A 15,355-nucleotide genomic window follows, 5' to 3' on the forward strand; every position below is an offset into this window, starting at 1 on the left:
TAGCGGCGGCGCTGACGCACCGGAGTTCGAGCCCCACGGTCCGCTCCGTAGGCCCCGATTTGTCCGGGTGGGCACGTTCCCAAACTGCGATGGGAACGTGCCCACCCGGAAGCCCGAAGCGTGGCCGCCGCAAAAGGCTCCTGTCAAGAAGTTGAAGCAACTTCGTTGCCGGAAGATGTCGCACTCCCGTACCCGGACCCGCCGGACACTCGTGGCCGGTCTGGCACAATGCGCTGGTGGAAGCCGTTCGGGCACCGCGCAAGCGAGGAGGCGACATGGAGGGCAGGCAACGCCCGACCATCAAGACCGTGGCCGCGCGCGCCGGTGTCGGACGTACCACGGTTTCACGAGTCATCAACGGCTCGGAGCTCGTCAGCGACAAGGCCAAGGCCGCCGTGCTCGCCGCCATCGCCGAGCTGAACTACGTCCCGAACTCGGTTGCCCGGGGGCTCGTGACGAACCGGACGAACTCCGTGGCCCTGGTGATTCCCGAGTCCGAAAGCAGACTGGGCTCCGAGCCCTACTTCTCGGCGGTCATCCGCGGGGTCAGCACCGCTCTGGCCAAGACCCGGACGCAGCTCCAACTGGTCCTCGTACGCGACCAGGCCGAGCGGGACCAGCTCACCGAGTCGGTGGCGGAGCGGCGGGTCGACGGAGTACTCCTGGTCTCGGTGCACGAGCACGATCCGCTGCCCGGTCTGCTGGAGGACATGGGTCTGCCCACGGTGCTCGCCGGGCGCCGTTCCCCCGCCGAGTCGCTCAGCCACGTGCACTCCGACAACGCGGGCGGAGCCTCTGCGGCCGTCAGGCACCTCCTCCTTCGCGGGCGGCGGACCATCGCCACGATCAGCGGCCCCCTCGACATGGACGTGGCGCGCAGCCGGCTCCAGGGGTGGCGCGAGGCCCTTGAGAAGGCGGGCCACGAAGCCACGGAGCACCTCGTGGTCTCGGCAGACTTCACCGAGGAGGGCGGCGAGGCAGCGATGCGTTCACTCCTTGAACAACTTCCCACGCTCGACGCCGTGTTCGTCGCCTCGGACGTCATGGCGGCAGGGGCGCTGGCGGAGTTGCGCAGGCAGGGGCGCAGCGTCCCCGGCGATGTGGCGGTGGTCGGATTCGACGACTCCATCATCGCCCGGCACAGCAACCCGCCCCTCACCAGCGTGCGTCAGCCCATCGAGGAGATCGGCAACACGATCGCCCGCATCCTCCTGGAAGAGATCAGCAATCCCGAAGAACCGCGTCAGCACGTCGTTCTTCCTACCGAACTCGTGGTACGCGAATCGTCGTGAATCAGCCACGCACGGGCAGGATCGAGATCCCACAGAACACCGACGGGCGACCACGCCAACCGGACGTGCGCAGGGCGAAGTTCGAAATCCACGCGGGCGAACACTTGGCGCCTGGGCATCCGGCTGCTGGACCCGATCCGACTCACGCTTGCCTCCCGGCGGAGTCGGAGGCGCGAAGGACCAGGCGGAAGATGCAGCCACGGCCGGGGGCCGTGTCGAGTTCGAGGCGGCCGCCATGGCCCTCGGCGATGGCCGCGGCGATGGCGAGACCGAGGCCGCTGCCGCCGTGGAGGCGGGAGCGGGCGGGGTCGGCACGGTAGAAGCGCTCGAAGACGAGCTCGGCGCCGACGGGTTCGAGGCCCGGCCCTTCGTCCGCCACCTCGATCACGCTGATGGGCAGACGCTCCGGCAGGGGCGGTGAAGCGGTGAAGCGTCCGGGTCGGTCCGTACCGCCCGTTCCGGGACCCGCCTCCGTCGTGCCGACGCGGACGTGGACGTGTGTGCCCGGCGGGGTGTGGACGCGAGCGTTGGAAAGCAGGTTCTCGAGGATCTGCCGCAATCGGTGCGGGTCGCCGACAGTCTCCGCAACGTCGAGTTCCTCGGCTCCGGTGGGATCGGCCGCCGTGTGCAGCGGGCCGAGGTCGACGGGATGGGACGCTCGGTGAACGGCGGTCGCACTGACGGCGTCCGCCGCCAGGGACAGCAGGTCGACCCGTTCCCTCCGGTAGGAGGGTTCCTTGTCCAGGGTGGCGAGCAGCTGGAGGTCGTCGACGAGCAGGCTCATACGTTCCGCGTTCTGCGCGATGAACCGGTTGGCCTCCTGCAGTTCCTTCGCCGGGCGTCGCTCCGGGCGCAGTGCGAGTTGGGCGTATCCCTGAATGGCCGTGAGCGGGGTGCGCAGTTCGTGCCCCGCGTCGGCGACGAACCGACGCAGCCGGGCCTCGGAGGCCTCGCGAGCCAGCAGCGCCTTCTGGAGGCGGTCGAGCATGGAGTTCAGGACCCGGCCGAGCCGTCCGATCTCGGTGCGCGGATCGGTGTCGGGCAACCGCAGCCCGAGCCGGCCCGCGGTGATGTCCTGGGCGGTACTCTCCATTCTGGTCAACGGCAACAGGCCCAGCCGGACCACCCACCTGCCCAGGGCGAGCAGGGCAATAATCGTGACGGCCAGCAGGACTGCGTTCAGCCACAAGATCTTCGAGGCGGCACCGTCGACTGTGTCGAGCGGCAGGGTGACCACCGCGCTCATACCGTCCGGGCCGGGGTTGAGCATCACTCGCCAGCGGCCGTCACCGCTCGTGGCAGGCACGGTTTCCGGATGCCCGTCCCGCAGCCCGAGGTCCTGCGCCTCATCGGCCAGCTGAGGTCCCGGCTTTGATTCGGAGCCGAGGGAGCCGTTCAGACGGTGGCCCGAGGCGTCGTAGAAGTAGACGTGGAAATCCGAGGGCAGCACGTCCAGTTGTTTCCCCGGCGCCGGGAGTGTGCCGTCCAGGGCGTCGTAGAAGGCCGGTGCCGGTGGGTGGAACTCGACGAGTTGCTCGTCGACCCGGTCCAGCAGCCAGGACCGAAGCACCACGTAACCGATGGCCTGGGAGGCCAGGACCGCCGCGGTGGCCAGGACGGTGACACCCACGACGAGGCGTCGTCTCAGTGATCTGGGCGGCCGGGGCAGGAGGTGGGTCACTGCTCCGACGTCCCTGCGTGGTCGCGGGGAAGACGCAGGCTGTAGCCGACACCGCGCACGGTCTGGATGAGGGGTGGATCGAAGCAGTCGATCTTCTTGCGGAGGTAGCGGACATATGTCTCGATGATCCGCACGTCGCCGGCGAAGTCGTAGCTCCAGACGTGGTCGAGGATCTGGACCTTGGTCACCACCTGGCCCGCGTTCGCCAGGAGGTAGGCCAGGAGCTTGAACTCGGTGGGTGACAGCGCGATGTACTCCCCCGCGCGGTGCACCTCGTGGGCGCCCTCGTCGAGTTCCAGGTCGGCGTAGCTCAGGACGCTCGGCATCACCCGCGCCGTGATGGCCGGAGCCGTTCGGCGCAGGATGGCCTCGATGCGCAGCAGGACCTCCTCGATGTTGAACGGTTTGGAGACGTAGTCGTCTCCGCCCGCGCGCAGGCCGCTGACGCGGTCATGGGTGCCGGTGCGGGCGGTGAGGAACAGGATCGGACAGTCGTTCCCCGCCGCCCGCAGCCTGCGGGTCACCTCGAAGCCGTCCAGGTCGGGCAGCATCACGTCGAGCAGCACCAGGTGCGGTTCGAGACGTTCGACCTCAAGGAGGGCCGACTGTCCGGTGTCGGTGCTGCTCACCTCGTATCCGGTCAGACGGAGCGTCGCCTCCAGCAGCGTACGGATGCTGGGCTCGTCCTCGACGACGAGGAGCCGATGTCCCGGCCTCGCCGCTGGGGGACTGTCGGTCATGGCGTCTGCTGATCCGTTCTGCCGTCTGGTGGTGACCGCTCCGGCCCGGGTTACTTGGCCGCGCAGTCGTAGAGCACGCCGGCTCCCCCGAATCCCATCACACCGCCGCTGTCCTCCTCGGAGGACGTGCCGCCGTAGGACGACGCCGGAACCTTCGTGCAGTTGTCGGCGATCCAGTCGGAGCGCTGCTTCGTGTATCCGCCGGACATGCCGCCCGGCCCGCCGCCGTTGGTGCCGGAACCCAGGATGTAACGCAGTTCGCCGTTCTTGGTCCACTTCTTCAGCTGGGCCACCGACGGCGCGTTGTCGCTGTTCGTGAAACCGCCCATGCCGATGACGGTCTCGTCGGTGCCCAGGATGAAGGCGCTGGCGGACAGGGCGCCGCCCTCGACGGCGAGCTTGATGCGTGCGTCGGGTGCGTGCTTGACGGCGTACTGGAGGATCTTCCGCTGGTCAGCGGTGAGTTCCCCACCGCCGCCGGGACCGCCTCGCCCGCCCGGGGCACCTCCCGAGCCGGCACCGGGCATGTCCCCCGCTCCCGCTGTGGGCATGCCGGAAGGCATTCCGCCGGACGAGGGTGCACCGGACCCGCCCGAAGACCCGTCGGTGCCGGGTTGGCCCGGCATGTTCGACGGCATCCCGGACGGCATGCCCGACGGAAGGCCTCCGCCGTTCCCACCCTGCCGGGGCATGCCGCCGCCTCCGCCGAAGCCCATCGTCGTCGGCCCGGCCGTCGGGTTGGAGCCACCCATGCCGGTGGAACCGGGCACGCTCACTGCCCAGGCTCCGGGGGCCACGAGGACCGAAGCCACCGCCGCGCCCACGGCAACCGTCAGCAACCGGGCGTTCCGTCGTGCCAGCACCAGCAGGACGACGGCGGCGCAGCCCACGAGCAGCACCGGCCACACCAGCCAGCCGTTCCAGTCGGGTACACGGCGGACCAGCACCACCGCCCAGACCACGCTCACCACGACCCCGGCCGCGCCGGCCAGCGGCGCCCAGCGGAAGCCCGCACGGTGCACACGGACCAGGCCGGCTGTCAGCCCACCGCACAGAGCGGCGATGGCCGGGGCGAGTTGGGTGGTGTAGTACGGGTGGAAGATGCCCTTCTGGGTCGAGAACACGACGGCGCAGACCACCAGCCAGGTTCCCCACAGCAGCCAGCCGGAGGCCGGCAGCAGGGCGGAGGCGGGCAGCTTCCCGCGTCGGTGCAGCACCGCCACGACGACCGCGCCGGCCAGCGCCAGCCCGCAGAGGGGCAGCAGCCAGCTGATCTGACCGCCCACCTGCGAGTCGAACATCCGGGTCAGACCGGACTGGCCGCCGAACCCGCCGGCGAACCCGCCTCCGCCGCCACCACCCCCGCCTCCCATGCCCTGGGGCATGCCGTCGCTGGAGCCGAAGACCCGCCCCAGCCCGTTGTAGCCGATCACGAGGTCCCAGGCCGAGCCGTCGTCGCTGCCGCCGATGTACGGATGGTCGCCCGGCCACAGGGCGACCATGGCGACCCACCACAGGGAGGACGCCGCCAGGATGGCTCCCGCGCCCAGCAGACGCCGCACTCGCGGTATCCAGGCGCCGCTTCCTCCCACGAGCCAGGCGACGGCGAACGCGGGGATGACCATCCAGGCGGCGAGCATTTTGGTGAGGAATCCGCACCCGATCAGGAAGCCGCTCGCGCACAGCCACCAGGTCGCGGCCCTGCCCTCCGCCTGCAGCGCGCGGGTGAGCGCGTACGCTGCCGACACCAGCAGCAGGACCAGCAGCGTGTCCGGGTTGTTGTCGCGGTTGATGGCCACGGTGATGGGAGTGAGCGTGAGCACCAGGGCGGCGACCAGCGCCGCGCCCTCACCCGCCCAGCGGCGCACGGTGCGGTGCAGCACCAGCACCGCGGCCACTCCTTCGAGCACCTGCGGCAGCATCAGTGCCCACCCGTGCAGCCCGAAGATCTTGCTGCTGATCACCTGCGGCCAGAGCGCGGCCGGCGGCTTGTCGACCGTGACGACGCCGACCGGGTCGAAGGAGCCGAAAAGGAAGTTCGTCCAGCTCTTCCCCATCGACTTCACGGCCGCCGAGTAGTAGCTGTTGCCCCAGCCCAGGGAACTCAGTGCCCATCCGTACAGGATCGCCGCGAGCACCATGACGGCTCCGAGTGCCGCGGGTGCCGCCCAGGTGGGCAGCGAGCGGACGGACGTACGCCTCGCGGCGTGCTCCGAAGCCGCCGGTACGGACGTGAAGTGCGCGTAGTTGCTCATGTCTCGTTTCGCTCTCGTCAACTGGTACGGCTGCGGGGGCCGGCGAAGACGGCCAGCCGCAGGGTGGCGAAGCGCACGCCGGTGACGGCGACGGACGCCGCGGCGAGGACCGCGGTCTCGGCGGCCGGTGAGGCGCCGGGATCGAGCCACTTGAACCACAACACCGCCCCGGAGGTGACCAGGTAGCCGAGGACGAACAGTCCGCCGGCACCGAGGTGGGCGCGGGCGGGCGCGGTGGAGGAGTGCCGGAAGGTGAGGCGCCGGTTCGCCTCGGTGTTGAGGACGGTGAGGACGAACAGCGAGACCAGGTTGGCGACGGCGGGAGTCCACCAGCCGCGCGCCAGCCAGTACAGCAGGGCCTGTCCGACCGTGGAGACGACGCCGATCGCGATGAAGCAGCCGACCTCCCACGACAGCACTCCACGTCCCGTGGCGGGTGCGAGGACGGCGTCGGGGTGCTCGGCGGACGGAGCAGGGCGCGGTCGAATGCCGACGCGGGCGCCGCCGGAGGCCTTCAGGCGCGCCATGCGCCACAAACCCCGCAGGTCGTCCGCGGCGGTGCTCACCACGTCCACCCGGGTGTCGACGTCCTCGACCCAGTCGACCGGCACCTCGTGGACGCGCAGTCCGTTGTGCTCGGCGAGCAGGAGCAGCTCGGTGTCGAAGAACCACGCGTCGTCGCGGGTCACCTCCAGCAGCGGCCGGAGCACCTCCGTACGGGCCGCCTTGAACCCGCACTGGGCGTCGGTGAAGCGGACACCGTGGGTGAGCCTGATGATGCCGTTGTAGCAGCGGGAGACGAACTCGCGGCGCGGCCCGCGCACCGTGCGCGCGCCGGGTGCCAGCCGGGAGCCGATCGCAAGGTCCGAGTGCCCGCTGGCCAACGGGGCGACCAGCGGGAGCAGCCCGTCCAGGCCGGTGGACAGGTCCACGTCCATGTACGCCACGATGTCCGCGTCGCTGGCGCCCCAGACGGTGCGCAGGGCCAGCCCTCGCCCCTTGCGATCCAGGTGGACGACGCCGACCCCGGGCAGTTCGTCGGCGAGGCGGCGGGCGGTGGCAAGGGTGTCGTCGGTGCTGGCGTTGTCGGCGACCGTGATCCGCCAGGGGAAGGGGAATCCCTCGGACAGCCGCGCGTGGAGGGTGTGCAGGCACCCGGGCAGGGCGCGCTCCTCGTTGTAGACCGGCACGACGATGTCCACTGTCGCAGTACCGGCTTCCGGGAGAAGCGAGCGGTCGACCGGCTGGAATGGGGCCGGCCGCTCCACGCGGGCGGCGATTTCGGTGAGGTGGGGGGTGGGAGTCATGGATTCCTCAGGCATGAGGGGACGGCAGACTGCGGCTCACGGGCCCTGGTCCAGGGCCGCGGCCTCACTGTTGCCGCCCCGCCTGTGGGGGCGGGGAGAGGATACCGAGAACTGACGGAGAGTCAGATCAATGGCCGAAAGCGCTCCCACGATTCACTGTGAACTCGGCCGCATCACGATGTTGCGGTGTTCACCGACGCCTTTGATCACACTGATCACCTGTGCTCCCGGCCGAGGAGGTACCTCGTGTTTGCGACTGGTACCGGTTCCGGCCGGCGTTCCGGATCTTCCTATGGGTTTCGACGTCCAAAACCATGCGCGCACGCGCGCCCTGCATTCCGACTGCCATGTGCGGAGCGGCCCGTTCGTGGTGCGCTATGACCGGAACTGGCCGAGCCCCTTCGCCAACTACGCAATCCCGGATGACGGGGCCGCACCGACCGCGAGCGAGATCAGCGCCCTCATCAGTACGTTTCGCACGCTCGATAGGGTGCCGCCTCTGGAGTACCTGCCCACCTGCGCGCCGCAGGTCGAAGTCGACGGCGAAGGCGCTGTTGGACGGAATGTGGGACCACCGCCGGGGCAACCTCGGTGTCGCTGTTCCGGAGGCCCGAAGCGGCAGGATGCCGAAGCGCGTTCCGCTTTCGACCACCAGCGACAACGCCAATCCTTTCTATTCAAAACGGGAGCGCTCCCAATCCTCGGGTGCAAGGCGACCGTCCCGCACCCGTGCCACTGGTGAAGTCGTGTGCTCACTCCCCTCCGGCCGGTAAGATCGGTGATCTCTTGGGGGAGGTGGTCATGGGCAGACGACGCCCGGAGACACCGACGCTGGAGGAGGTGGCTGCCCGTGCGCGGGTGGGACGGGGCACGGTCTCCCGCGTCATCAACAACGCGGCGGGCGTGAAGGATTCGACGCGTCGGGCCGTACAGCGGGCCATCGACGAACTGGGCTACGTGCCCAATCTCGCGGCCCGTTCCCTGGCCGGGCGCCGGGCCGACGCCGTCGCCCTGGTCATGACGGAGCCGGACTGGCGGCAGTTCGCCGAACCCTTTTTCTCCGAGATCGTCCGCTCCCTCGGAGACGCGCTGACAGACACCGGGATCCAACTGCTGCTGACACTGGTGCGCTCGGACGCCGAGCGGCAGCGCTTCCTCGAGTACGCGCGCGGCGGCCGGGTCGACGGAGTGCTGCTGATGTCCGTGCATGCCGGTGATCGGCTGCCGGACATGCTCGCCGAAGCCCGGTTGCCGACCGTGCTGCTGGGACGCCGCTCCGGGGAGGAGTACGTCAGCTACGTCGACGCGGACAACATCGGCGGAGCCCGCAGCGCCGTGTCCCACCTGCTGCGACAGGGCCGCAGAGTGATAGCGACCATCACCGGGCCGCTCGACCTGTACGCCGCGCAGTGCCGGCTGCGTGGCTATGAAGAGGCTCTGGCGTCAGCGGGTCTGGAGAGCGAGCAAACCCTTGTCGCCGAAAGCGACTTCACGGCAGAGAGCGGACGCCGCGCCATGGCCGAACTCATCGAACGGCATCCGGATATCGACGGCGTCCTCGCCGCGTCGGACACCACGGCAGCTGGGGCTCTGGAGGCCCTGCGCGCGGCCGGCCGTCGGGTGCCCGAGGATGTCGCCGTGATCGGCTTCGACGACTTTTCGCTGGCCCAGCGGACCGAACCACCGCTGACCACGGTGCGGCAGCCGATCGAGGAGATCGGGCGTGCCATGATCCGACTCCTCCTGGAGGAGATGGAGGAGGGCGCCGTGGCCTGGCGTCACGTCATCCTCCGTACAGAGCTGGTGGTTCGCGAGTCGACCTGACCTTCGTCGGCGAACTCGTCCGGGGAGGGCTCCCAGAGTCGATGCGCCGTGTCTCGGCACCCTTGTCCGACCTGCGTCTTCGAAATCGCTTCGACATGTTCATGCCGACAGGCTTGTCAGGTACCTGAACCATCCCTACTGTCCCTGCCGAGCGCAGAATTGGGAGCGCTCCCATTCCCAGGATTGCAGGAGCACAATCGTCCCCCCCATCCCTCTGAAGAGGATCCGCATGCGTCCTTCACCGCACCATGCCCGCAGCGCGCGTGGCCTGCTCGGCGCGCTGCTCACCTCGCTCGTCTCACTCGCCGCGCTTCTGACCACAGCGCCAGTGGCACAGGCCGACACCACGATCTGCCAGCCCTTCGGCACAACTACCATCCAGGGCCGCTATGTGGTTCAGAACAACCGCTGGGGCACCAGCGCCACCCAGTGCATCGCCGTCACCGACTCGGGGTTCAGGATCACCCAGGCTGACGGCTCCGTCCCCACGAACGGCGCTCCGAAGTCCTACCCGTCCGTCTACAACGGCTGCCACTACACCAACTGCTCACCCGGCACCAACCTTCCCGCTCAGCTCAGCACCATCTCCACCGCGCCCACGAGCATCTCCTACAACTATGTGAACGACGCGGCGTACAACGCCTCGTACGACATCTGGCTCGACCCCACGCCCCGAACCGACGGTGTGAACCGGACCGAGATCATGATCTGGTTCAACAAGGTCGGATCCATCCAGCCCATTGGCTCCCAGGTCGGTACCGCCACCGTGGCCGGGCGCGCCTGGCAGGTGTGGTCCGGCAGCAACGGCTCGAACGACGTGCTGTCGTTCGTCGCATCGTCGGCGATCACCAACTGGACCTTCGACGTCATGGACTTCGCCCGGCAGGCCGTTTCCCGGGGACTCGCGCAGAACAACTGGTACCTGACGAGTATTCAGGCGGGGTTCGAACCCTGGCAGAACGGCACGGGCCTCGCCGTGAACTCGTTCTCCTCCACCGTCAACAAGGGTTCCTCCGGTGATCCGGGCAGCCCCGGAGGCTCCACGGCCTGCAAGGTGGCGTACGGGGCGAACTCCTGGCAGGGCGGCTTCACCTCCGACGTCACCATCACCAACACCGGCTCCTCCCCCGTCAGCGGCTGGAAGCTCGCGTTCACCCTCCCCTCCGGGCAGCACATCACCAATGCCTGGAACGCGAACCTGTCCGGGTCGTCAGGAGCTGTCACCGCGAGCAACGTGACCCACAACGGGGACGTGGCGGCCGGCGGCCAGGCGACCTTCGGGTTCCAGGGCACCTCCAGCGGCACCTTCGCCAAGCCTTCCGGCTTCAGCCTGAACGGCACCGCCTGCACCAGCGTGTGACACACGTTCACCCTCCGGGGCACGCCTGAATCCGCCACGCCGCCCGGCGTGCCCCAGAGCCCGCACGGAACGCACCTTCAGTGCAGAGCCGGCACCGACAGGGGTCTGACGTTCACAGCCAGGGCCACCGGACTCCCCTCCGGCGACGCCGACCAACACCAGTGGGGACTGGAACCGAACGGGGGTCGGTCCGCCGAGGAACTCGCGGCCGAACGACTCCGAGACATGGTGCATACCCACGGCACCGGACACGGAACGAGGCCTGCGGCTGACTCGACCCGGCTCGCGTACGTACTCTGCGCACCGGGCACCGGATGCCGGCAGGTTTTGCTCATGCTGGGCAAGCGGAGCTGGGGATCGATCAACTACGGCGTTTGCCGCGCCTGCCAGCGCATGCATGTACAGCACGCCGCTGTTCTTGCGGTGATGCAAGGGGAAGGCCACAAGTCCAGGTTGCTGCGATTCGCCAGGACCAAGGCACCACGCGGCTATCGATGGACGCTGGGCCAGGGCGTGGACCGTACTGCCCGTGAACGGTTATCGGAATCCCGCCACATTCTGGAATTTCTTCGAAACATTCGAACTTGAACGCTCACGCATTTGATCTTCAATGAGCGATCACTCCTTGCGCAGGGAAATCCATGGAGCCGAAGGCGGCTCCCAGCAGGGATTTCTACACTCAGGCGCACCACCGCCGAACCGAATGTTTCGAAATCAAGGGCGAAACTATTGACGCTTGTCGGGTGCAGGTCAACACTGTTCGACCAAACCCCCGCTCATGGAAGACGGAGGAAACCCGCACATGAACCTCATACCTGCACAGCCGAGCCGCAGGCAGACCTGCGCCATGCTGCTGGGCGCCGCGTCCACGCTGGCTCTGCCCAGCACGGCCCGCGCCGACACGGTCGTCACCACGAACCAGACCGGCACCAACAACGGCTACTACTACTCGTTCTGGACCGACGCACAGGGCACGGTCTCCATGAACCTCAGCTCCGGCGGCAGCTACAGCACCACTTGGAGGAACACCGGGAACTTCGTCGCCGGCAAGGGCTGGAGCAACGGCAGCCGCAGGACCGTGTCCTACTCGGGCTCTTTCAGCCCGTCCGGCAACGCCTACCTGTGCCTCTACGGGTGGACGTCCAACCCGCTGGTCGAGTACTACATCGTCGACAACTGGGGCACCTTTCGGCCCACGGGAACGTACAAGGGCGCCGTCACCAGTGACGGCGGCACCTACGACATCTACCAGACGACGCGGTACAACGCCCCGTCCGTCGAAGGCACCAAGACCTTCAACCAGTACTGGAGTGTCCGGCAGTCGAGGAGGACCGGTGGCAGCATCACCACCGGAAACCACTTCGACGCCTGGGCACGAGCCGGAATGCCCCTCGGCAGCTTCAGGTACTACATGATCCTCGCGACCGAGGGGTACCAGAGCAGCGGCAGTTCCAACATCACGGTGGCGGCATGAGCGCCCCAGCTCCTCTCGCGTTACGCCCTCTGCCGACGGTGCTCGCCGCCGTCGCGCTGGTCGCCGCGGGAACCCTCACCGTCAACGCCGCACCGGCGCAGGCCGCCGCCTGCAACGGGTACGTCGGGCTCACCTTCGACGACGGCCCGTCCGGCAACACACCGGCCCTGCTCAGCGCGCTCACGCAGAACGGGCTGCGGGGCACGATGTTCAACCAGGGCCAGTACGCCGCCGCCAACCCGTCCCAGGTACAGGCGCAGGTCAACGCCGGGATGTGGGTCGGCAACCACAGCTACACCCACCCACATCTGACCCAGCTCGGTCAGTCTCAGATCGACTCGGAGATCTCCCGGACCCAGCAGGCGATCGCGGCCACGGGCGGCGGTACGCCGAAGCTGTTCCGGCCGCCGTACGGCGAGACCAACTCGACGGTCAAAGCAGTCGAGGCCAAGTACGGTCTCACCGAGATCATCTGGGACGTGGACTCTCAGGACTGGAACGGCGCCGGCACGGATGCCATCGTGCAGGCCGCCGGACGCCTCGGCAACGGCCAGATCATCCTCATGCACGACTGGTCCGCCAACACGCGGGCCGCGATCCCTCGTATCGCGCAGGGGTTGACCGCCCGCGGCCTGTGCGCCGGCAGAATCTCCCCGCAGACCGGCCGCGCCGTGGCCCCCTGACAGATCGCCCGGCGTCCCCCGTACGACCTCTGCGCACCACACATGGGCTGTCGCCCCGGCGACAGCCCACAGCGACGGCCGGCCCCGCGCCGGCCGTCGTCCTGTGTCCGCTTCGGATCTCAAAGCCGACGCTGTGCTCGGATCCCCCTTCGAACCAGCCGACGCCGGGGCCGGCTGGTTCGAAGGGGGCCACTGTCGGTGGCGGAGTCAGTGCCGTGCGAACTGGACCCGCGTCGACTGCACAGCTTCCGGCCGCAGAGCGATCCCGTTGATGGTCAGCCGTTCTCCGTAGATGTCGGTGAGCCTGATCGCGCCGCCGCACCCGCTGCCGTTCGGGGAGAGGAAGTAGTTGTAGTCGGTGCGGGCCAGTTGGCGCCAGCCGCCACTGGTGCGAACCTCAAGCCGAGCGAGGGGGTTGCGGTGGCCGATGGCCTGAATGCCGCACCAGTAGGGACTGGATCCGTTCTTGTAGCGGATCGAGATCGTGCCCGCCGTGTCGGGGCTCAACAGACTCCAGGTGATGGCGAGTCGGCCGGTCGAGGTGGGGGCCAGTTTGGCGAAGGCCTGTTCGCTGAGGTCGAGTTGCCCTGGTGCACAGGGCAACGGGCATTCGTTGGTGATCCGGACGGTGACGGAGGCGCCGTTCGCCGCGCGGACGAGCACGTAGGCACCGCAGGCCTTGGACGTCTCGTAGTCGGTGGTGTTCATCGCCGCGATCATCATGTCCCCGCTCGGACCGTACGAGCAGGCACCGTCCCCGACCCCGGCCTCGTAGACGGTGGCGACTCCCTGGTAGGTGTCCTTGGGCCGAATCCGTCCGGCTTGGGACGACGTGGCAGGAGCCTTCCGCGGGGAGGCTGACGACGGCGCCGCCGAGGTCGCGGAAGCCTTCGGGGTCGCAGTGCCGGCCGACGGGGACCCGGAGACTGCCGACGGGGAGGGTGTGGAGGGCTTCGTCCCGGGCGATGTCGGCGGGTGAGTCTCCTGGGAGTTGGCGACGGCCGTGGCCGGGGCCCGCCCGGCCTGCTCCTTGCGGTCCGGCTGCATCGTCATGACCAGGCAGACGAGAAGACCTGTGACGACCAACCCCGTGGTGGCGCCCACCATCAGTCGGCGTCTGCGCCTGCGCTGCCGCGCGGCCTGGCGTGTTTCTTGCATGTTTTTCCGTTCGGAAGAGCGTGTGAGTGTTGCACTGCTCAGTGGCCACAGGTGGCGCAAAAGGTTGCCGTCGACTTTTGAGTCGGGCCGGTTCCTGCGACATGAGCAGTCGGGCCGATGAGACCCCGGCCAGGTGCTCCCGTGCTCCCACCCACCCAAGGGACCTCACCACCTCGGGGCCGATCAGCCAACCTTGGCCATGTTCCACTGCTGCGGGGCGCCGCCGTTGGGAGTCCACAACGGCTCCAGCCGATTCCACTCCGCCTTCGTCAGATCTCCGCCGCCCATACAGTCCGCCTGCCCCCAACACCCCACACACATAGGGAGATCCGGGAGACAGCGCCCAACTCTTGCAATGACAAGCGTTGTTGGCACTTACTGATGGTTTCAGAATGAGGTTCGGAGTCGTCTCAAGCAGATGATGCTGCAGGCAAGTTGGAGGAAGCCCAGGTGGAGATCTGCGCGCTTCTCGTAGCGGATCCGCAGCCGTTTGAACTGGTGCAGCCAGGCAAATGTGCGCTCCACGACCCAACGCGTCTTTCCCAGGCCGGAGCCGTGCGTGATGCCTTTTCGGGCGAACTTGGGTGTGATGCCGCGAGCCCGGAGAAGGCGGCGGTACTTGTCGTAGTCGTAACCGCGGTCGGCGAACAGCCGAGTTGGCCGGTGCCTGGGTCGACCGCGGACACCGCGGATGCGGGGTATCGCATCGAGCAGGGGCATCAGCTGGGTGATGTCGTGGCGGTTCCCGCTGGTCAGTGAGACGCAAAGGGGGTGCCTTGCCGGTCGACGATCAAGTGGTGCTTGCTGCCGGGCCGGGCCCGGTCGACCGGCGAAGGTCCGGTGTGAGCCCCCCTTTCAGAGCCCTCACGTGCGATCCGTCGATCGCGGCGTCGTCCATGTCCAGCAGACCCGCCGCACGCAGCTCGGCCAGCAGCACCTCGTGCAGTTGCGGCCAGACACCGGCCTCGGTCCAGTCCCGCAGTCGCCGCCAGGCCGTCACGCCACTGCAGCCGACCTGTTCTGCGGGAACGTCCCGCCAGCTCACGCTTTTGCACAGCACGTAGACGATGCCTCTGAGCGCAGCCCGGTCATCTGCCGGCAACCGCCCCGGATACCGATGCCGCCGAGGCGGCCGAGCAGGTAAAAGCGGGGCTACACGTTCCCACAGGTCATCAGGCACAAGTTCAGCAGCCACTCAACCGATCCTGCCGACACAACACCCAACTGCCAAGCCCCACAACGAATGTCATTCTGAAACGGTCAGTTACTGGGCACGGAGGTGGAGTCAAACATGCCATGTCTAGCGGCGGAAGGAGTGCTTAATTTGCCTTATACCGGCTAAAGTTCCTCCTTGGGGAGTCCTTTCATCCCTCCAAACGGTTGACAGTCCGGTGTTGCATGCCCGAACTTCATGCGTAACACCTGACGCCCGAGACCCATGAATGTCGCGGCACCTGTGTGCCTTCTCCGTACCAAGCATGTCCTCATGCACTTCGGCGGGCATGCGCTGTCTTTTTCCCCTCAGCCGGAGAGGATTCGGCCTCTTCCGAACGGTCCGGCGGCGCTGAAGCCACACAAATG

The 15,355-nt window shown here is 68.1% G+C and carries 10 protein-coding genes and 1 pseudogene; 5 read left to right on the forward strand and 6 right to left on the reverse strand.

Translation table 11 applies throughout. The features are described from left to right. Positions 1-275: 275 nt before the first annotated feature. Positions 276-1,292 carry a LacI family DNA-binding transcriptional regulator gene (locus OG718_RS06220; RefSeq protein ID WP_328843532.1) on the forward strand — a complete coding sequence of 339 codons (1,017 nt, stop codon included), beginning with the start codon at positions 276-278 and terminating at the stop codon, positions 1,290-1,292. A 142-nt stretch (positions 1,293-1,434) separates the two neighbouring features. Here OG718_RS06220 and OG718_RS06225 read toward each other — a convergent pair whose 3' ends face one another. From OG718_RS06225 to OG718_RS06240, 4 genes are read right to left on the reverse strand one after another with little or no spacing between them, the layout of a single operon-like run. After that, the gene (locus OG718_RS06225; RefSeq protein WP_328843533.1) at positions 1,435-2,973 is read right to left on the reverse strand and encodes a sensor histidine kinase; all 1,539 of its coding nucleotides are present in this window, start codon (positions 2,971-2,973) and stop codon (positions 1,435-1,437) included. Beyond that, a complete protein-coding gene (locus OG718_RS06230; protein ID WP_306935507.1) occupies positions 2,970-3,713 on the reverse strand; it encodes a response regulator transcription factor in 744 nt (247 codons plus the stop codon). The genes OG718_RS06225 and OG718_RS06230 overlap by 4 nt, the downstream gene beginning before the upstream one ends. A gap of 50 nt (positions 3,714-3,763) precedes the next feature. Further along, complete coding sequence (locus tag OG718_RS06235; RefSeq protein ID WP_328843534.1) at positions 3,764-5,968, reverse strand: ArnT family glycosyltransferase; 2,205 nt, start codon at positions 5,966-5,968, stop codon at positions 3,764-3,766. A 17-nt stretch (positions 5,969-5,985) separates the two neighbouring features. Further along, positions 5,986-7,275, reverse strand: a complete 1,290-nt coding sequence (locus OG718_RS06240) for a bifunctional glycosyltransferase family 2/GtrA family protein (RefSeq protein WP_328843535.1) — start codon at positions 7,273-7,275, stop codon at positions 5,986-5,988. An 801-nt stretch (positions 7,276-8,076) separates the two neighbouring features. Here OG718_RS06240 and OG718_RS06245 point away from each other — a divergent pair. The 4 genes from OG718_RS06245 (at position 8,077) to OG718_RS06260 (ending at position 12,616) form a co-directional block, all read left to right on the forward strand. Then, complete coding sequence (locus OG718_RS06245; protein ID WP_328843536.1) at positions 8,077-9,099, forward strand: LacI family DNA-binding transcriptional regulator; 1,023 nt, start codon at positions 8,077-8,079, stop codon at positions 9,097-9,099. 229 nt (positions 9,100-9,328) lie between these two features. Beyond that, positions 9,329-10,459 (forward strand): GH12 family glycosyl hydrolase domain-containing protein, encoded by a 1,131-nt coding sequence (locus OG718_RS06250; RefSeq protein ID WP_328843537.1) that lies wholly within the window; start codon positions 9,329-9,331, stop codon positions 10,457-10,459. A gap of 802 nt (positions 10,460-11,261) precedes the next feature. After that, positions 11,262-11,933: a glycoside hydrolase family 11 protein gene (locus OG718_RS06255; protein ID WP_143643939.1), complete on the forward strand. Its 672-nt coding sequence runs from the start codon at positions 11,262-11,264 to the stop codon at positions 11,931-11,933. Then, positions 11,930-12,616 carry a polysaccharide deacetylase family protein gene (locus tag OG718_RS06260; protein WP_143643938.1) on the forward strand — a complete coding sequence of 229 codons (687 nt, stop codon included), beginning with the start codon at positions 11,930-11,932 and terminating at the stop codon, positions 12,614-12,616. The genes OG718_RS06255 and OG718_RS06260 overlap by 4 nt, the downstream gene beginning before the upstream one ends. Before the next feature lie 207 nt (positions 12,617-12,823). Here the strand turns inward: OG718_RS06260 and OG718_RS06265 are convergent, their stop codons facing one another. Continuing rightward, positions 12,824-13,774 carry an expansin EXLX1 family cellulose-binding protein gene (locus OG718_RS06265; protein ID WP_328843538.1) on the reverse strand — a complete coding sequence of 317 codons (951 nt, stop codon included), beginning with the start codon at positions 13,772-13,774 and terminating at the stop codon, positions 12,824-12,826. A 387-nt stretch (positions 13,775-14,161) separates the two neighbouring features. Next, positions 14,162-14,969, reverse strand: a pseudogene (locus OG718_RS06270) (IS5 family transposase). Between the last annotated feature and the right edge of the window lie 386 nt (positions 14,970-15,355).

Source organism: Streptomyces sp. NBC_00258, from assembly GCF_036182465.1.
Lineage (GTDB): Bacteria > Actinomycetota > Actinomycetes > Streptomycetales > Streptomycetaceae > Streptomyces.

Coding starts and splice junctions, on each gene's coding strand:
- OG718_RS06220 (WP_328843532.1), top strand. CDS start 276: ATGGAGGGCAGGCAACGCCCGACCATCAAGACCGTGGCCGCGCGCGCC.
- OG718_RS06230 (WP_306935507.1), bottom strand. CDS start 3,713: ATGACCGACAGTCCCCCAGCGGCGAGGCCGGGACATCGGCTCCTCGTC.
- OG718_RS06235 (WP_328843534.1), bottom strand. CDS start 5,968: ATGAGCAACTACGCGCACTTCACGTCCGTACCGGCGGCTTCGGAGCAC.
- OG718_RS06240 (WP_328843535.1), bottom strand. CDS start 7,275: ATGACTCCCACCCCCCACCTCACCGAAATCGCCGCCCGCGTGGAGCGG.
- OG718_RS06245 (WP_328843536.1), top strand. CDS start 8,077: ATGGGCAGACGACGCCCGGAGACACCGACGCTGGAGGAGGTGGCTGCC.
- OG718_RS06250 (WP_328843537.1), top strand. CDS start 9,329: ATGCGTCCTTCACCGCACCATGCCCGCAGCGCGCGTGGCCTGCTCGGC.
- OG718_RS06255 (WP_143643939.1), top strand. CDS start 11,262: ATGAACCTCATACCTGCACAGCCGAGCCGCAGGCAGACCTGCGCCATG.
- OG718_RS06260 (WP_143643938.1), top strand. CDS start 11,930: ATGAGCGCCCCAGCTCCTCTCGCGTTACGCCCTCTGCCGACGGTGCTC.
- OG718_RS06265 (WP_328843538.1), bottom strand. CDS start 13,774: ATGCAAGAAACACGCCAGGCCGCGCGGCAGCGCAGGCGCAGACGCCGA.